17 protein-coding genes are annotated in these 18,956 nt (G+C 41.1%); 6 read left to right on the forward strand and 11 right to left on the reverse strand.

From position 1 onward, the window contains the following. The first annotated feature begins 79 nt into the window (after nt 1–79). Entirely contained in the window at nt 80–1,882 is a 1,803-nt protein-coding gene (locus tag CWC16_RS12165) for a DEAD/DEAH box helicase (RefSeq protein ID WP_055017198.1), read from the forward strand. 803 nt (nt 1,883–2,685) lie between these two features. Here CWC16_RS12165 and CWC16_RS12175 read toward each other — a convergent pair. The 8 genes from CWC16_RS12175 to prmB form a co-directional block, all read right to left on the reverse strand. Continuing rightward, on the reverse strand, nt 2,686–4,242 hold the full coding sequence (locus tag CWC16_RS12175; protein ID WP_138541715.1) for an AbgT family transporter: 1,557 nt from the start codon (nt 4,240–4,242) through the stop codon (nt 2,686–2,688). Nucleotides 4,243–4,393: 151 nt separating this feature from the next. Further along, complete coding sequence (locus CWC16_RS12180; RefSeq protein WP_055014003.1) at nt 4,394–4,669, reverse strand: YfcL family protein; 276 nt, start codon at nt 4,667–4,669, stop codon at nt 4,394–4,396. Between the two features lie 4 nt (nt 4,670–4,673). After that, nucleotides 4,674–5,804 carry an ATP-NAD kinase family protein gene (locus tag CWC16_RS12185; RefSeq protein WP_055017195.1) on the reverse strand — a complete coding sequence of 377 codons (1,131 nt, stop codon included), beginning with the start codon at nt 5,802–5,804 and terminating at the stop codon, nt 4,674–4,676. After that, a complete protein-coding gene (locus CWC16_RS12190) occupies nt 5,794–6,348 on the reverse strand; it encodes an elongation factor P hydroxylase (protein ID WP_138541716.1) in 555 nt (184 codons plus the stop codon). Before CWC16_RS12190 ends, CWC16_RS12185 begins: the two co-directional genes overlap by 11 nt. Before the next feature lie 101 nt (nt 6,349–6,449). After that, complete coding sequence (locus tag CWC16_RS12195) at nt 6,450–7,097, reverse strand: glutathione S-transferase family protein (protein ID WP_138541717.1); 648 nt, start codon at nt 7,095–7,097, stop codon at nt 6,450–6,452. A gap of 117 nt (nt 7,098–7,214) precedes the next feature. Continuing rightward, a complete protein-coding gene (locus tag CWC16_RS12200) occupies nt 7,215–7,592 on the reverse strand; it encodes a DUF4112 domain-containing protein (RefSeq protein WP_138541718.1) in 378 nt (125 codons plus the stop codon). Nucleotides 7,593–7,711: 119 nt separating this feature from the next. Beyond that, complete coding sequence (gene aroC, locus CWC16_RS12205; protein ID WP_138541719.1) at nt 7,712–8,809, reverse strand: chorismate synthase; 1,098 nt, start codon at nt 8,807–8,809, stop codon at nt 7,712–7,714. A gap of 58 nt (nt 8,810–8,867) precedes the next feature. After that, on the reverse strand, nt 8,868–9,803 hold the full coding sequence (gene prmB, locus CWC16_RS12210) for a 50S ribosomal protein L3 N(5)-glutamine methyltransferase (RefSeq protein WP_138541720.1): 936 nt from the start codon (nt 9,801–9,803) through the stop codon (nt 8,868–8,870). Between the two features lie 151 nt (nt 9,804–9,954). On the opposite strand from prmB, the gene smrB reads away from it, so the two are divergent. After that, entirely contained in the window at nt 9,955–10,512 is a 558-nt protein-coding gene (gene smrB, locus CWC16_RS12215; RefSeq protein WP_138541721.1) for an endonuclease SmrB, read from the forward strand. A 15-nt stretch (nt 10,513–10,527) separates the two neighbouring features. After that, a complete protein-coding gene (locus CWC16_RS12220) occupies nt 10,528–11,460 on the forward strand; it encodes an AEC family transporter (protein WP_138541722.1) in 933 nt (310 codons plus the stop codon). A 6-nt stretch (nt 11,461–11,466) separates the two neighbouring features. On the opposite strand, the gene CWC16_RS12225 is transcribed toward CWC16_RS12220, so the two are convergent. Continuing rightward, on the reverse strand, nt 11,467–11,817 hold the full coding sequence (locus tag CWC16_RS12225) for a RidA family protein (RefSeq protein ID WP_138541723.1): 351 nt from the start codon (nt 11,815–11,817) through the stop codon (nt 11,467–11,469). A gap of 15 nt (nt 11,818–11,832) precedes the next feature. Beyond that, nucleotides 11,833–12,303, reverse strand: coding sequence for a phosphohistidine phosphatase SixA (gene sixA / locus CWC16_RS12230; RefSeq protein WP_055014015.1), 471 nt, complete (start codon nt 12,301–12,303; stop codon nt 11,833–11,835). 182 nt (nt 12,304–12,485) lie between these two features. On the opposite strand from sixA, the gene CWC16_RS12235 reads away from it, so the two are divergent. Both CWC16_RS12235 and CWC16_RS12240 read left to right on the forward strand, forming a co-directional pair. Further along, on the forward strand, nt 12,486–15,209 hold the full coding sequence (locus CWC16_RS12235; RefSeq protein WP_138541724.1) for an insulinase family protein: 2,724 nt from the start codon (nt 12,486–12,488) through the stop codon (nt 15,207–15,209). Nucleotides 15,210–15,264: 55 nt separating this feature from the next. Next, nucleotides 15,265–17,523: a sensor domain-containing protein gene (locus CWC16_RS12240; protein ID WP_138541725.1), complete on the forward strand. Its 2,259-nt coding sequence runs from the start codon at nt 15,265–15,267 to the stop codon at nt 17,521–17,523. A 262-nt stretch (nt 17,524–17,785) separates the two neighbouring features. On the opposite strand, the gene efpL is transcribed toward CWC16_RS12240, so the two are convergent. Further along, nucleotides 17,786–18,358: an elongation factor P-like protein EfpL gene (efpL, locus tag CWC16_RS12245; RefSeq protein WP_055014018.1), complete on the reverse strand. Its 573-nt coding sequence runs from the start codon at nt 18,356–18,358 to the stop codon at nt 17,786–17,788. A 194-nt stretch (nt 18,359–18,552) separates the two neighbouring features. On the opposite strand from efpL, the gene CWC16_RS12250 reads away from it, so the two are divergent. Then, entirely contained in the window at nt 18,553–18,939 is a 387-nt protein-coding gene (locus tag CWC16_RS12250) for an MmcQ/YjbR family DNA-binding protein (protein WP_004587303.1), read from the forward strand. Nucleotides 18,940–18,956: the final 17 nt, after the last annotated feature.

An 18,956-nucleotide genomic window follows, 5' to 3' on the forward strand; every position in this document is an offset into this window, starting at 1 on the left:
ATTAGTTGTAATTTATACAAGCAATTGCCTCGTATTTCCTATACAATGCGCGCCTCTTTAAATTCGTTGAGGCGTATTAATGTCAGAACCAGTCACGTTTGAATCTCTAAATCTTTCTCCTGCAATTTTAAAGGCAGTTGAAGAGTTGGGTTACAAGACACCATCTGAAATCCAAGCTCAATGTATACCGTTATTGCTAGAAAGAAAGGACGTACTGGGACTAGCACAAACGGGTACAGGTAAAACAGCAGCATTTGCACTGCCGTTACTAAACAATATTGACCCGTCTGTGAAACAGCCACAGATCCTTGTACTCACACCAACCCGTGAGCTTGCGATCCAAGTTGCTGAGGCATTTGAACAATATGCAAAAGGTACTCGTGGTGTAGAAGTATTAGCACTATACGGTGGCCAAAGCTACAGCATTCAATTAAGCGCACTTCGTCGTGGCGCACAAATTATTGTTGCTACTCCAGGTCGATTAATCGATCACATTAACCGTGGCACTATCAAGTTTGATGCTTTACAAGCACTAGTACTTGATGAAGCCGATGAAATGTTACGTATGGGCTTTATCGATGATGTAGAAAGCATCATGGAAAAAACGCCACGTGAAAAGCAAACATGTCTTTTCTCAGCAACCATGCCTAAGCAAATTCAAAACATCAGCAGTAAATATATGAATAACCCTGAACAGGTTCATATTTCTGCTAGAAACTCAACGACATCATCTGTTGAGCAAGTGTTTTGGAATGCTCACGTACATAAAAACAAAGCCATTGTTCGTTTCTTAGAAGCAGAGCAATACGAAGGCGCTATTGTGTTTGTACGTACACGTAACGACACAGTGCAACTTGCTGAGTTATTAGAGCGCGAAGGTTTCTCTGCAGCTCCACTTAATGGTGACATGAACCAGCAAGCACGTGAGCGCACGGTTGACCGTTTAAAAAGCGGAATGATCAACATCGTTATTGCAACAGATGTAGCAGCACGTGGTCTTGATGTTGACCGTTTAAGCTTAGTTATCAACTACGATATTCCGCAAGACTCAGAAGCTTACGTTCACCGTATTGGCCGTACAGGTCGTGCTGGACGTACTGGTAAAGCGATTTTATTTGTTAAGCATAACGAACGTTACTTGCTTAAAAATATTATTCGCCATACTAAATCTGAAATTGCACAAGTTGAACTACCTACAGCTAAAGTAGTTGAAGAAAAGCGTATTAATGCGTTAAAAGAAAAGCTTACGCTTGCTCTTGAAAACAAAGACATTACGTTCTTCAATGAAGTAGCTGCTAGCATGGCGCAAAAACTAGACTTATCTTTAGAAGACTTAGCAGGTGCGTTACTGTGTTTAGCACAGCAACAGTCACCAATTAAAGTTGAAGAAGTGAAGGTTCAACCTCGTAACGAGCGTAATTCACGTAACGAGCGTGGCGATCGTGGTCGCCGTGGTGACCGCCCTGAGCGTAAACCTCGCGAGCGTAACAGCCGCGATGCAGGCCCTATGGATACTTACCGTATCGAAGTGGGTCGTGAGCACGGTGTACAGGTTAAAAACATTGTAGGCGCGATTGCTAACGAAGCGGACATCTCAAGCAAGTTTATTGGTGACATTCGTCTACACGACAGTCACAGTACGGTACAATTGCCGCAAAACATGCCTAAAGATGTACTTGATCACTTCCAAAAAGTGTTTATTTGTAAACGCCCAATGGGTATGACACTAACAAAAGATCAAGGCCCAGCTGAGCCACGTGGTGAGCGCGCTGAGCGTCCAAGTGGCGACAGAAAGCGCAACTTTAACAAAGACAACCAACGCGGTGATAAGCGTGGTGGTCCTCGTAAAGAACGTCGTCCAGTGAGCTTCACATCTAACTAAGCGTTATAGCTTACGTTGTAAAAAACCTTGCCATGAAAGTGCCAAGGTTTTTTTGTTTTAAAGCCACTGCTTTAGTAAAAAATCAAAATTCTGTAAACTAAGAAAAAACTATAATTCACGGATGAATTAAAATTGAAAAAAATCTACGGCAACTTACTCTTTATATCCATAATAAGCTTACTTCTACTGTTCATTGTACTCCCTATTTTAATAGACTTTACAGATCCGCCATTTATAGAAAATGAAATTTATGACGCTATTTTTTATATAGCGCTTCCTATTTTTTGTGGCTTACTATTTATCTATATAAATATATTAATATTCAATAAGTATAGACGCTGCAGTACATACAGAGAGCATCTTAAATATAGCTTTTCAGATACAAAAACGAAGTTATCAATAATCCTTACATACCCATTATTTCCTATCTTAATCTACGCAACTCTTTATTTTGCATTATCTGCTCCCATTAAATTATGGGCTTACTACACGCAGGGCGATTATTGGTATAAGGAATATATCCTCACCGATGTGCAAGAATGTGGATCGGATTATGAAGATAGCTGTACTCGTTTGTACTTTAAGGACCCTAAAACGAGTGAAATTCATGATTTTAGATGGTACGACGATAGGTCTACAATAATGAACAGCAAAAACGATTATGTGTATATTGTTGGTGAGGCGAGTTTATTTGGCTATATAGTGAGAGAATTAGAAAGGTAATAAAAACTTTTTTATACATTGCAGCATTTTTATATAAAAAACCTCACTCAAGTGAGTGAGGTTATTAAACCAAGATTTAATTATGGTAACGTTGGGTAAACGTAACTCGCATCTAACCCTAACGGAATACCGAGTGCCCAATACCCTAGCAAGAAAATACTCCAGCCAATCATAAACGCGATTGAGTAAGGGATCATAAGCGCGATGAGCGTGCCTATACCCGTATCTTTTACGTACTTTTGGCAGTACACCACAACCAATGGGAAATACGGCATAAGTGGGGTAATAATGTTTGAGCTAGAGTCTCCGATTCTGTAAGCCGCTTGGGTTAAATCGGGTGATATACCTAGTTGCATTAACATTGGCACAAAAATAGGCCCAAGTAACGCCCACTTTGCTGAGCTGGAGCCAACGAACAAATTTACAAAACCGGTTAAAAATATAATACCCACAACAGTTACAGCGCTGGGCAACTCCATTGCTTTTAAAAGCTGAGCCCCTTCAATGGCCATCAACGCCCCTAAGTTAGACTTAGAAAACGCAGCAATAAATAACGCACAAAAGAACGCCATAACAATGTAGTAAGCCATACCACTCATTGCTGTACTCATCGCATCTATCATATCTTTTGAGGTTTTAAAGGTGCCAACGGTAAAACCATACACGGCACCAGGTATCCAAAATAATAAAAAGATTAGCGGCACGATAGATTGCATAAGGGGCGATCTAAAATTAGTTAGTGAGCCATCGGCACTGCGCATTGCCGAATCGGCAGGAGCGGATACAAATGCAAGTAAAGCCAGCCCTGCAATCATTACGCTACTAGCTATAAAAAAAGCGCGTTTTTCATCACTTTTAGCTTCATCAAACGCGGGTAAGTTTTGGGTATCTTCATTAAGTGGTGTGTTTTTTAACCGAGGCTCTATTATTTTGTCAGTGATATACCAGCCTAATAACACAATAAATAAGCTCGAAGCAGAAGTGAACGCCCAATTATTAAGGGGGTTTATCGACATATCGGGGTTAATAATTTGCGCCGCACTTTGCGTAAAGCTTTGCAGTAATGGGTCTATTCCTGATGGAATAAAGTTAGCGCCAAAACCGCCGCTCACCCCGGCAAATGCCGCTGCAATACCCGCTAACGGGTGTCGCCCTGCGGCAAAGAAAATAACACCGGCTAATGGGATCACCAATACGTAGCCAGCATCGGTAGCTGTATGGCTTACAATAGCCACCAAAATGACTGAAGGGGTTAACAGTTGTCTTGGGGTAACTTTAAGCATTAGCTTAAGGCCCGTATTGATATAGCCCGAGTGTTCAGCCACTCCCACACCTAACATGGCAACCAGCACCACCCCTAGCGGTGCAAAGCCCGTAAAGGTTTTTACCATAGAAGATAAAAACGAGGCGAGCGAGTCACCCTCTAATAGGTTATTTACAACAATGGCTTGACCTGTCCGTGGGTCTAGCGCGTCAAAGCTCACCCCCGACAGTAACCACGAGCACAACCAAATAAGTAACATAGCGAATAAGAAAATAATCGCCGGATCGGGAAGTTTGTTACCCACCCGCTCCACAAAATTTAAAAAACGTGCGATTAACCCTGTAGGTACCGCAGCTTGATTATTATTGTTCATTTAAAGCTCCCAAAATAGGTTTAAGTAACAATATACTATTAATGTGTAACAGTAAATTAACTAATAAATCTATTATGGGCACAAATAGAGCATAAAAAAACGCGGCTTCATTATCGTTGCCGCGTTTTTATAATTGTGAACTAAACATCCGTTAAGCGAGGGCTTTCACTTCTTCCCAAAGCCTAACAACCAAGGTTTTATCTTCTTCGTTTAGCTCGCCATTGCGGTATGCTTTTACTAAGCTTTGCTCCACAGTTTCGTTGAGCTCATCAATAGAAATTGTCAGCTCTTCTACTTGGGCATAGCCTACTGCAAGGTCGTAATGTCCGCGCAAGTAACCACCAGCGAACAGCTCATCATCTGTTGCTTTAATTACTAAATCATCAAAGTATTGCTGCGCAGCATCAATATAATTCACTAAACTCATTGTGTTACTTCTCCTGGTTTTCATAACCGACAGCATACATAATATGGTCGTTATAGCCGGTGGTTACTTTAATGTAACCTGTTAATTCATCATCTAAAGCGCTATCGCCGGTGTCACAAATAAGTGGACGCCCGTTCAACGCGTGTAATTTGGTTTTAGTTGCCACCACTATGATATTGTCTTTGCCGATGGCACGGATAAGCTCAGGGCTTAGCTGCTGGTTACCGCGACCAAAAATATGGCCTTGCCCGCCGATTAATGTAATAACCAATTGAGTCGCATGCCCTTGCGTGTACTCAAGTAATTGCTTAGCCGTTAAATCTTGCGCAACGAGGGTTTGATTTTTAATTAAATCAACACCTAACAATGTGTTCTCAAGCCCCATTTCTTGCATTATGGCTTCAACGGTTGAGCCACTTCCCATGATGTAATAAGTGTCTTCATCCATTTCACTCACCACATGCGCTGCAATATCGGCAAGCACGAGCTCGTCTGTTTCTTTACCGCCATTTTTAACCGCTTGTACATAACGTACTTCGCTTGGTATTTGCATTTCACCGTAGCGCTTAGCTTTTACGGTGCCTTGCCTAAACGCCTCTTCGTCAATATCCATTACATCGGCATCTGCAAGTGTAACCAGCTCGCCTTTTACTAGCATTTCTACTACTCGTCCAGCTGCTTTAGGGGTAATGGCATAGACGCCAGAGTGAATTTTACAGCCAGCAGGTATACCCAGCACTGGTATAGTATCTTCTATGGCATGACAAATATTACGCGCAGTACCATCGCCACCAGCAAACAGGACTAAATCCACACCTAAATTTTTAAGTAATTTAGCGCTGGCCTCTGTATCGTCGGCGCTTGTTACGGTATTAGCGGTATAAATTACTTCAACATTAAAGCCTAATGCGCGTGCTGTTTTTTCGCCCATATCGCCATTTACAGTATATATTGTTAACTGCTCTTGATAGGGTACAAGCACTTCTAGGGCTGCCTGTGTGCGGCTGTTAGCTTTGGCTTGCGCACCCAGCTCAATTGCCTTTGCAGCCGTGTTTTCGCCATCGCTCCCTTTTAAAGCAACGCTGCCACCAAGTCCTGCAACAGGGTTAATAATTAAGCCTAACTTAAACTGCATTTTGTAACTCCTGAGGGTGATGCCAATTAAATTGCTGAGCGGTTAACGGCCACGGTGTTTTATAAAAATCACTTAACGCTTTTAATAATGCATGGGTGCGTGCGTTAACTCCCTGCTCTAATAATATTAATACTTGCTGGTGTACTCGCGCCTGAAAGTCAAACCGACAAGTTTGCTCGCCGTTCAAATTATCTACCGACACATTAAAATCAAAGCCCGCAGCGGTGCTAAGTAGCCACTCTATTGCTTGTGGCTTTATTTCTACATTTTCGAATTCAGCTTGCTGGTGTTTATCTCGCCCATCTGGACAATACCAATACCCATAATCTTCAAGCTCTCTGCGTTTATTACCAGCCACTAACCAATGTGCTATTTCATGCAGAGCACTGGCGTAAAAGCCGTGTGCAAATACAATTTGATTAAACCCATGGGTATTATTGGCAGGTAGATAAATAGGCTCATCATCGCCTTTTACTAAGCGAGTATTATGACTTTGAAAAAAAACACTATCGAAAATAGATATAAGATCGGCAATTTGATGCATAAAAACTGATTAATTCATCTCGGTTACAGCGCAAAATTAGCGCACTAAAAACGAGACGAATTGTACGGGCTTTTACCTTTAAAGTAAAAGTGATGGGCGAGTTATACCTCTACCCCCGCCTCATCGCACTGCACTATATCGGTTTCGTTAAGTGCTTGGGTTATCCACTTTTGCAAAACAGGGCAACGCATCACAAAATCACAATATTGCTGCGCCTGTTCTGATAGCGTAATTTGATAGGTTTTTAAGCGCAATACAATGGGCGCGTACATTGCATCGGCAATACTAAAGTCGCCAAAAAACCATACATTGGGAAACACATCTTGTTGCAGTGCAAAGATCTCATCTATGCGAGCGATGTCTTTTAGTGCTTCGTTTGATAGCTCTACTTTACGGGTTGCTCGTATGTTCATTGGCATTTCGTTTCTAAGTGCCATAAAGCCTGAATGCATTTCAGCGCTTAACGCGCGTGCTTTAGCTCTTTGGGTAATATATTTTGGCCATGCGGCACCAGATAAATAAGCATCGTTAATATATTCACAGATTGCGAGCGAGTCCCACACCTGCAGATCACCATCAATTAACGCTGGCACTTTTTGAACGTGAAAGTGTTGTTTTAGTTCATCGTAAAAATCACTGGTGTCGAGCACAAGCTGGGTTTCGTCAAATGGGACATCAAATTTACTCATTAAATACCATGCGCGTAATGACCAGCTAGAGTAGTTTTTATTACCGATAAATAATTGCATTTTGTATATACCAAAGTGAATAGGCTTCTCTACCTTACTAGGTGATTAAACAGCCAACAACACTTTGTTTTTTATTCTGAATAAAAAAATTAAAAGCCTGTAAAAAGACTATTAGTATCAATTAGCTAGCTGCGCATTTAAATATTTTTTTAATAAACGGGTATTGCGGGTGTTGGCTTTGAAAAAAGCATCAAATATATCGCCAAAAAATGGAACTAAACCGCCTACAAAATCAATCAGCATATTAATGATCATCTTTGTTTTTATGCGTTTACTTACACCAAAACGCTGCGCCTCTACTAATACATAGCTTGATAAAATAAGCCCTGCGGCATCCCCTATAACGGGTATTAAGCCAATCACAGCCTCTAAGCCAATATTAAATTTAGTAAAAGGAATACCAATGCTGCTGTCTGTTAGCTTACTAAAACGCTCTAGCCTTGCTATAGCAGCTTGGGTTTCAAGGTGTGTGTTATCGTGCTTGTTATCGTTCATGATTACTCTCCTCCTTAAAACAGTATATAGCGTAAACTTGAACAACCCCTGAAAGGCTTAAAAGCAAATTACAGGCACAAAAAAGCGCGGTTCTCCGCGCTTATTTAAAGTATTAACGGTTATACAGAGCCGTTAATTGGTCCATGTCCGTGGTTAACATGTGGGTTTTGCCCGCGCTGGCGCAGTAAATGGTCCATTAGTGTAGTGGCCATCATTGCCTCAGCAATAGGAATTGCACGAATACCAACACACGGATCGTGACGCCCTTTGGTGATCATCTCTACTGCTTCGTTTTCAGTATTAATGCTTTTACCTGGAATAGTGATACTTGATGTAGGCTTAAGCGCAATTGAGGCAATAATATCTTGCCCTGTAGAAATACCAGCAAGTACGCCACCTGCGTGGTTTGAGGTAAAGCCTTCTGGGGTTAACTCATCACGATGCTCTGAGCCTTTTTGCTCAACTACATCAAAGCCATCACCAATTTCTACACCCTTAACGGCGTTTATGCTCATGAGTGAATGTGCAATCTCAGCATCTAGTCTATCAAATACAGGCTCGCCTAATCCTACTGGTACATTGCTAGCCACAACTTTTACTTTAGCGCCCACTGAGTCACCTTGCTTTTTAAGGTCTCGCATATACTCATCAAGCGCTTCCAGCTTACTTGCATCAGGGAAAAAGAATAAGTTGTTTTCAACTTCATCCCAGTCGTAGCTTTCGGCTTTTATTGGCCCTAGTTGGCTTAGGCATGCTTTTACTTCAATACCATGAAACTGCTTTAAGTATTTTTTAGCAATGGCGCCTGCCGCTACACGAATTGCGGTTTCACGCGCAGAAGAGCGACCACCGCCGCGATAATCGCGCAGGCCGTATTTGTGCCAGTAAGTGTAATCGCCATGACCTGGGCGAAACACATCTTTAATTTTACCGTAGTCTTTTGAGCGCTGATCGGTATTTTCGATAAGTAAACCAATGCTGGTGCCTGTGGTTTTGCCTTCAAAAACGCCTGAAAGAATTTTTATTTGATCGTCTTCTCGGCGCTGCGTTGTATAACGGCTTTGCCCAGGTTTACGACGGTCTAAATCAATTTGTAAGTCGGCCTCTGTGATCTCAAGGCCCGCGGGAGCACCATCTACAACACCGCCTAGAGCAACGCCGTGGCTCTCACCAAAGGTGGACACTTTAAACAACTGCCCTATGCTATTACCTGCCATTAACTTTCCTCATTCCTAATGACTACAAAAGTTGCCGAGCATGTGCTCGGCTTAAAATTTATTCAGCAAAATACGTATCAAGCTGCGCTTTGCTTATTACAAATACACCTAAGCCACCTTGCTCAAACTCAACCCACTCAAAGGGTGCGCCCGGATACAAGGCATCCATATGTACCATAGAGTTACCAACTTCTACAAATAACAAACCGTTATCAGTTAGATGATTGCTTGCATGCTCTAAAATAGTACGTGTAACGTCTAAGCCATCATGGCCAGATGCTAAACCAAGCTCAGGTTCATGATGAAACTCACGTGGTAGATCAGCCATGTCTTCAGCATCAACATACGGTGGGTTGGCTACTATTAGGTCATACTTTTGCCCTGGCACACCACTAAATACATCTGACTGAATAGGCAGTACGCGGTCGCTTAGCATATAGTCGTTTATATTTATATCTGCTACTTCAAGCGCTTCATACGATATATCAACCGCATCTACTTGCGCCGTTTCAAACGCCTGAGCAAGCGCAATGGCAATACAAGCAGAGCCTGTGCATAAATCTAAAATACGGTTAACGCTTTGCGGCTGCTCAAGCCACGGTGAAAACTTATTAGCAATAAGTTCTGCAAACGGCGAGCGCGGAATAAGCACACGCTCATCGACATAAAATGGCATGCCCGCAAACCAAGCAGTGTTTGTTAAATATGGCACCGGCGTGCAGTCGTTTATACGCTCTGCGATTAACCCTGCTAGGCGGTTTTTTTCTGTACTTGTTAACCGCGCATGCATTAACTCTTTGGGGGCATCAATAGGTAAACTTAAAGCGGGAAGTAATAAGCTAACGGCTTCATCCCACGCGTTATCTGTGCCATGTCCAAAAAATATTCCACTACTTGCAAATTGGCTTGTAGTCCAGCGTAACCAGTCATGTAACGTTGACAGTTCTGCAACAGCTTCATCAAGTGTTGCTTCTTCTATTTGTAAATCACTCATATTTTTTACCTGTTTTAGCTAACTGACTGTTTTGAGTCTTTGCAACGATTGCATTGCCTAACTGTGCTGAGCAAATTACAATTGCCCCTCACCTTTATATTGTACCGCCTTTTGCGCTGCGTTTTTACGTTTTTTTGTTTAGGTAAAATTTATGAAAAAAGACATCTCATCACAATCGTCCCTAAGCAATGACGACATTGACCTTTTTCGCCAAACAATTACAGGCGCTAAGGTGCTTAAACAAGATACCCATAGGTTTGATACAAAACCTAAAGTGTCACAAGCGAAGCAATTTGCCCAGCAAAAAAAGCAGGTTGAGTCTGAATTTTTCTTTTCTGACGAATATATCCCCGATATAGACACAAATAGCACCATTAACTATGTGCAAAATGGTCACGACTCTTTTTTAGCAAAACAGTTGCGACGCGGCGACTTTGCGCCCGATTTAACACTCGACCTGCATGGGCTTAATAAAGAACGTGCAAAAGATGAACTCGCAGGGCTTATTCACGAGTGCAAAAAACAGCATTATTACTGCGCGTGCATAGTGCATGGCATTGGTGAGCGTGTTTTAAAACACAAAGTACCGCAGTATTTGGTACAGCACCCTGATGTAATTGCCATGCATCAAGCACCGCTAGAATATGGCGGGCGCGGTGCCGTGCTGATTTTAATTGATTTACCACAAAGTGATGAGTTTAGACGCTAATTAAAGGAAGAATACGTGCAAATTTTTTCGATTATTTTTCCCTTAATTTTTATTGTCGCACTGGGCTACACCTGTTGTTATTTTAAGTTTTTTAATCAGCAGCATATTGCCGGCTTAAGTAAATTTACTTTTTATGTGAGCTTACCCGCCTTTTTAATGCTCAATATGTCGCAAATAAATTTGCATCAAAGTATTAGCCTCGAAGCATTTTTAAGCTTTTATATTCCTGTATTAGCGGTATTTGCTTTGGGCATACTTATTGATAGGCACTATTTAACTAAACAAGCCAATGCTGGAAATTATCAACAGCATAGTGTGTTTGGTCTTGCTGGAAGTTATTCAAATATGGTGTTAGTGGGTATACCCATTGTTATTGCTTCACTTGGCAAAGACATGATTGCTATCGCCTTTATGATCATCACATTTCATAGCACGCTGCTTTTTGCGTTAACTTATTTAATAGGCGCGAAAGGAAACACAGCTGACTTCTCGTGGGCAAAATTTGCTAAAAACATGGTCCTTAACCCTATTGTGTTAAGTATTGGCTGTGGATTACTTTTAAATGTGTCGGGAATTACATTATTTGCTAATTTAGCCAATGCCTTAGAGCTACTTGCAAGCCCTGCGATTGCATGTGCTTTATTTGTGTTAGGCGCTAATTTGGTGTTTTATAAGGTGGCAGCAAATTGGCAGCCGGCCCTTATTTCATCACTATTAAAAATACTGATTTTGCCTGCTGCTGTGTGTGTAGCAGCTACGTGGGTGTTTGCATTAGATACGCAAATTCGTAACGTACTGGTATTGCTAAGTGCCTCGCCTGTTGGCGTTAATGCGTATTTAATTGCAAGCCAATTAAATACGCATCAAGTTACACTCGCCGGTGCAGTGGTGCTTTCAACGGTGCTTAGTGTAGTAAGCTTTTCGTTTTGGCTTGCTGTGCTTTTATAACAACACTTATTTAAGTGCGGCCACTACCGAAATTTCTACTAATAGTGCATCGCGCGCCATTTTAGCTTCAACACAGGCGCGTGCTGGTGCATAACCTTCTGGTACCCATGCATCCCAAACCGCATTCATATCGGCAAAATATTCCATGCTTTTAACGTAAATAGTTGCGCTGAGCATATGCTTTTTAGAACTCCCCGCCTGCTCAAGTAAGGCCTCTACTTTATCGAGCATTGTTTGCGTTTGCTCTGTTATGTTTTGCTCTGCGTTGCTGCATACTTGTCCGCACAAATAAACGGTTCCATTATGCTTAACTATACGGCTCATGCGCGCACCTGTTTCAAGGCGTTCTATACTCATAGTTATCTCTTTTTTCTATATATTGGCAGGCGCGTTGATATTAATATATTCACTGCGCTGTGAGGTTTCATCGTACTGAATTACAGCAACCGCCGCGGTGTTAAAAATAGGCATATTACCCGGGGTGAGTTGATCAACTATATAGCTGACAATAGGCATATGGGCGACCACCAACCAGGTATTGCACTGGGGGTGCATAGCAATAAGTGTTTCTAAATAGTCAGCTGCTATTTGTGGCTTTCCCTCAGGAATAATATCGCTACACGTTTCACTAAATTTGAATACATTGTTTTTCTCGACTTCTTTAGCTGTTTGCTGTGCCCGCGAGTAAGGACTTACCAACAAAGCGTCAACAGAAAAATGTTGGTGTAACCATAAGCCCATTTTTTCTGCCTCTGCATGGCCTTTCGGTGTTAGATTTCTTGCTGCGTCGTTAGCTTGCATCGGTGTTGCTTCGCCGTGGCGCATAATTAAGATTGTTTTCATAAATAATCAACCGATTAATGAATATAAAACAGTAGCCAGTTTGCCCATTTGTCCGCTATATTAACTATTATTCCAAAGAATAATTCTCTCATGATATTCAGGTAAATCTTTTCGCTATTTTTCGCTGTCCTGAAGCTATCATCTGTTGTTAACAAGTAAACGTTTAGTTTCAGGAGCATCATTTGAATATCAGCCGCAATGATAACAGAGCATACCGCGCCATTACACTCGACAATGGGCTAAAAGTATTATTAGTGCAAGATAAAGATTCAACTAAAGCCGCTGCTTCTATGGCCATAAACGCTGGCCATTTTGATGATCCCCTTGATAGACAAGGCCTAGCACACTTTTTAGAACATATGCTTTTTTTAGGTACCGACCAATACCCTGATTCTGGAAGCTTTAATAATTTTGTTTCACAAGCTGGCGGCAATACTAACGCATGGACCGGCACTGAGCACACTTGTTATTTCTTTGATATTAATAATCAAGCACTTGAAGGTGCACTTGCACAGTTTAGCCGTTTTTTTATAGCCCCATTATTAAACCCAGCAGAAACCGAAAAAGAGCGTAATGCCATCGACGCTGAGTTTAAATTAAAAATAAAAGACGACGGTCGGCGCATTTATCAGGCTCATAAAGAAACCGTAAACCCAGCCCACCCTTTTGCAAAGTTTTCTGTTGGCAATTTACAAACACTTGCAGATAGAGAACGCTGTATAAGTGACGAGCTCAGAGACTTTTTTACTAACCACTATCAAGCACAGTGGATGACACTAGTGATATGCGCGAATGAACCGCTCGATACACTAGCACAGTGGGTACAACATTACTTTAGCCCTATCAAAGGGGATAAAGACCAAGTAAAGCCCGCTATCAATGAACCTTTGTACCGCGCACAAGACATAGGCAAAATACTGCATATAGAACCACATAAGCACATGCAAAAGCTTATAGTTAGTTTTGCTATGCCAAATATTGATGACTTTTACCGACACAAAACGGTAAGTTTTATAGCCCACCTACTAGGCTACGAAGGCGCAGGCTCGCTGTACTCTATTTTAAAAGAACAAGGGTGGATTAACGCCCTTTCTGCCGGTGGCGGTATAAATGGCAGTAACTTTAAAGATTTTAACATTAGCATGGCCCTTACCGATGAAGGCATTGAATACTTTGAAGACATAATAGAAATTGTGTTTGAGTATATTTGCCTAATCAACGACAACACCGACAAACTACCGCGCCTGTATCAAGATAAAAAAAACCTGTTACAAATTGCGTTTGATAACCAAGAAAAATCGCGCTTAATTGATTGGGTAAGTAACCTGAGTATTAATATGCAGCACTACGACGAAGCTAACTATGTGCAAGGCGATTACTTAATGGAGGGTTTTAATAAAGCCGCTCACGAAATGGCTATGCAATGGCTTACCCCACAGAATATGCGCTTGGTACTTATTCACCCAGGCGTTGAGGCAGAGCACACAACCGCGTGGTACAACACCCCTTACAAAGTTGAGGCAATTTCGCCGCATTGGCTGGAGTCGCTTTCACATATAAATAAACCCTTAAACACCATGCTGCTGCCTACAGCAAATCCTTATTTAACAAAAGAAGTGGTGTTATATGAAGTCGAAAAACCACAAACAAAGCCTGTATTGTTAGTTAAAGAGCCTGGTTTTGATTTTTGGTTTAAACAAGACAACACCTTTAGAGTAGCCAAAGGTCATTTTTATTTAGCAATGGACTCGCACTTTGCAGTAAAAGATGTAAAACACATGGCCTTAACTCGCCTTTTTAGCGACTTATTTATGGACAGTGTCGGTGAGCAATTTTACCCTGCAGAACTAGCTGGGCTTAGTTATCATTTAACCTCACATCAAGGCGGGCTTACGCTTCACACCGCGGGGCTATCCACGAGTCAGTTAGAGTTAGTGGAGCAATTACTTGATGCACTGTTTAATGTTGATATTTGCGCCCGTCGCTTTGCTGAATACAAAAAGCAACTGGTAAGACACTGGCGAAACAGTAACCAAAATAAGCCCGTAAGTGAGCTATTTAGCGTGTTAGGGGCTAAAATAATGCCATGGAATCCGCAGCCTAACGAATTAGCTACAGCACTTAAAAATACGTGTTTTCAGCAATTTAACGAATTTCGAGTCGACTTTTTTAAAGCTTTACATGTTGAGTCCTTTTTACATGGTAATTGGCAGCATACAGATGCAAAAGTGTTCCATAAAAAAGTGGCTGAACATCTAAAAAGTGCCGCTGCTATTGAAGATTTAACACGCCCGCTGCATGAAATAGATCAAGTAACCCGCTGTCAGCTTGAACTGCCTTGTAGCGACCACGCTATGGTTATTTATTATCAGGCGCAAACCTCTGATGTAAATGAAAAAGTAAAATTAATGGCGCTTAATCATCTAATAAACCAAGATTACTTTAATGAACTGCGAACAACCCAGCAACTAGGATACTTAGTTGGCACAGGTTACGCCCCTTTTAACACCCGAGCCGGTATCGCTTTTTATATACAATCACCAAAATTTGAAGCTCAAACCCTGCTGCACAGACATAATCATTTTGTAAGCCAATTTATTGCCAACCTAGACGCCCTAGGTGAAACATCATGGCAGCAGCATAAACAAGGGTTAGCAACTCACATAGCTGAAAAGGATAAAAACCTACGGTTACGTTCACAGCGCTTTTGGCTTGCAATAGGTAATAAAGATCATAACTTTCATATGCAAAAACGCCTGCTAGAGGCTCTCCATACGCTTACCCTTGAGCAAATAAAGGCCTATACAATGGCTACTTTTGCAGACGATAGACCAAGGTATGAGTTATTAAGTAGCGCAAAAGTAAATAAATCGCAAAAAATGCCGCTTTGCTCGCAATCTCTTTGACTCTAAAGGAGGCATGATTTAAATTATTGTTTGTTAATTAGTAGTAATAAAACAAATGATAAAAATAACAATAATAAAATGTAGTTTTTGCTGGTTGCTGCTAAGCCTATCACCCGCAGCGGTTGCCTTTGAACACGCCTTTAATATAGATACCCACACTGTTTTAACTGTTTCCAGCGCCCTCCTCGCGCTGGCTTTGCCGTATCTATTATTGGTAATTTATAAATTAAAGCGCTCTCGACTGCAGCATAGCCTCTCGGAAAAACGCTTAAAAAGCACCGTTGAAGGCAGTGGTGATACACTTTGGGATTGGAATATAAAAACAGGCGAAGTTATTCGCATTAACGACAAATACATGATGGACTCAACAACGTTAATGGGCTTTCCGCCAAACAAAAGCTTAATTCACCCACACGACATTGCTTCAGTAGAGCATTTACTAAAAAAACACTTTGCTCAAAAGTCTGCTTTTTTTGAAGCCACTTACCGCATTAAAGACACCTTTGGCCACTGGCACTGGGTATTAGACCGCGGAAAAATAATAGAAAAAGATGCTAACTTAGCCCCACTGAGGATGACTGGCACAGTGCGCGATATTTCAGTGTTAAAATCAACACAAGAGCGTCTCAATTTATTTGCTAAGTGTGTTGAATCTCTTACTGATGCACTCGCTATCTATGATAAAAACTTTAACTTAGTTGATATAAACCCCAGCTTTTTAACCCTGTTTGGTGGCGTTAGAGAGCAGTACCTTAAAAAGCCTTTTAACTTACCTGGTTACGATAAAAGCTATGTAGAAAACATTAAAAATATAGTACGAGAGCGTGAACGAATTCAACAAGAGGTAAAACTGCGCAATAGTGAGCGAGTTTTACTACCTATAGAAATTTCTATTGATGAGATAAAAAACGCTCAACACCAAATAACAAACTATGTCGTGGTTTATTCAGATTTAACTGAACGTAAAAATGCACAATCGCAGTTACATAATTTATCAAATAGAGACCGCACGACCAGTTTGCCAAATAGAAATTTATTTTTTACCGACCTACAAAAGCTAGTAAAACAAAACACCCATCACGCCCTTTTGGTATTTGATTTAGATAACTTTAAAAAGATAAATGATTCATTAGGCCACCAGCTAGGCGACAGCCTATTAGCAAAACTGGCTATGCGATTAAATAAATTAACTCGAGAGAATGATGTTTTTTACCGCCTAGGAGGTGATGAATTTGCCTTAGTCATGGCAGATACTAATGATATTCATGTTATTACTCGCATGGCAAAGCAATTTTTAGCCGCTATTGCCACCCCATTTAAAATGGCAGGCCATGAGCTTGCGATTACCTCAAGCGTAGGCATAGTGTTATTCCCTGAAGATGGCAGTACGCCAGAACTACTGTTAAAAAACGCTGATACCGCTATGTATCACGCTAAAAAGAAGGGTAATAGTTATCTTTTTTTTAACGACACTATGAACCGCCAAGCGGTTAAACGCTTACAAATAGAAAACCTAATGCGCTTTGGTCTAAAAGAAAACCATTTTGAAGTGTATTACCAACCAAAAATGAATATTCGCACAGGTAAACTCACCGGAATGGAGGCATTAGTGCGCTTTATAACGCCCAAAAAAGGCGTTATTAGCCCCGGCGTTTTTATTCCTATTGCAGAAGAAACCGGGCAAATTATAGAAATTGGTGAGGTGGTTTTAAACAAAGCGTGTCGCGATGTAAAGCAGTGGCTAGACGATGGGCTATTTAGCGGCCGCGTTGCAGTTAACTTGTCGGCTAAGCAGTTTAGCTTACCAGATTTAACAACCCGTATTGACGTGATCTTACAAAAAAACGAACTCCCCTCTTACTTTTTAGAGCTGGAAATTACCGAAGGCACCGTAATGGACGACCCACAAGAAGCCATTGCAATTATGCGCTCGCTAAGTGCCCGTGGTATTCATTTAGCCATGGACGATTTTGGCACAGGTTATTCATCTTTAGCGTACTTAAAACAATTTCCGCTCAATACCTTAAAAGTAGACAAAGCATTTATTGATGACATGACCACCGAACGAGGCCGTAATATGGTTGACTCTATTGTGACGATTGCACAAAACCTCGATTTACATGTGGTTGCTGAAGGTGTGGAGCAAGCAAGCCAAATTGACATACTTAAAACGCTAAATTGTGAAACGGTGCAAGGCTATTTCTATTCTAAACCGCTTTCAAAAGATGAATTTACCGCGTTTTTGAAACAGCAACAAAGTAACTCTACGCCAAGCCTTATTAGTGCTAATAAACACTTAGCGCAAATAAGATAATGCCATGGGGCAAATACACAAATTGGCTTCTACATTGTGTATGCAAGCACCTGTGTACGGAAAAGCAAACATCTTCTCCATTAAACTTAAAAGCAAAGCTACGTATTTTAGGGCAAATAGGCCCGTTTAATCAGACGAATTAGTAGCGGGTCTGGCTATCAGCTTATATAAATTAAGTATTGATATAGATTGTGATTACTTAGTTTATAAAATTTTGGCATAAAAAAGCCGGCATAACGCCAGCTTTATCATATAGCTTGGGCTACTTTTCAGCGCGGCCCATAAATTTGTGCTCAGCCGTATTAATACGGATACGGTCGCCCGTAGAGATATGCTCAGGCACCGAAATGGTTAAACCCGTGCTCAGACGTGCAGGCTTAGAGCGCGCACTCGCAGAAGCACCTTTGATTGAAGGGTCAGTCTCTTCAACAACCAACTCTACGCTCGATGGCAAATCTAAACCTACAGGCGAGCCATCAATCACAATAACATGTACGCCTTGCGTTTCTTCGTTAACGAATTGAATTTCTTCTGCTATTGCCTCTTTATTTAAGTTATATGGCGTGTAGTCTTCATTATCCATAAACACGTATTCATCGCCATCAATGTATGAAAGCATTGCTTCGCGGCGAGTTAAATCTGCTAGGGTTAGCATGTCGCTGTCTTTGAAGGTTTCGTCTACTTTTGCACCTGTTACTACATCGTATAAACGCATACGGTACAAACTACCGCCTGCACGACCTTGTGGTACTGAACGTACAATATCTTTAACTACCAACACACGATTATTAAACTCAATCGCGGTTCCTTTTTTAACGTCACTCGCCTTTGGCATGGGGGTTTTCCTATTATTTTTTTGATTGCCAGAAACATACCACGAACTGGGTATTGTTCAACTAAAAATACGTTAATTTGGGGCTGCATTTGATATAGACTTGCAAAATTTTAATTTAAAACTAAATACCTATAATCAAAAGCGAAAAAAACTGCTATGGTATCTCTACCGAGTATGACTTCAAGGATTGGATCATGGACCAAAACACAGTACATGAGTATTTAGTAAAGAAGCCCTTGGTGCAAGTGACAAAACCATTTGCTCAAGAGGTTGATGTTTATAAAGTAAATCATAAAATGTTTGCCACCCTTGCCTTAGGTAATGATGGAGACGTTAATGATGATGGAGATCCTATTTGGTGGCTTAATTTAAAGTGCGATCCCGATGAAGCACTTAAATTGCGTGATATTTTTCCTGCGGTGATCCCTGGCTATCATATGAACAAGCGGCTTTGGAATACGGTGATATTAGATGGCTCTATTCCACAAGGCGAAATTGAAAGAATGATCGATAATTCGTTCAAATTAGTTGTTGAGAATATGCCAGAAAAAGACCGTAAAGCAATTGAAGCACATCTATAGAAACCACCATCACGGGC

The sequence above is a fragment of the Pseudoalteromonas sp. S3776 genome, assembly GCF_005886915.1.
In the GTDB taxonomy this organism is placed as follows: Bacteria; Pseudomonadota; Gammaproteobacteria; order Enterobacterales; family Alteromonadaceae; genus Pseudoalteromonas.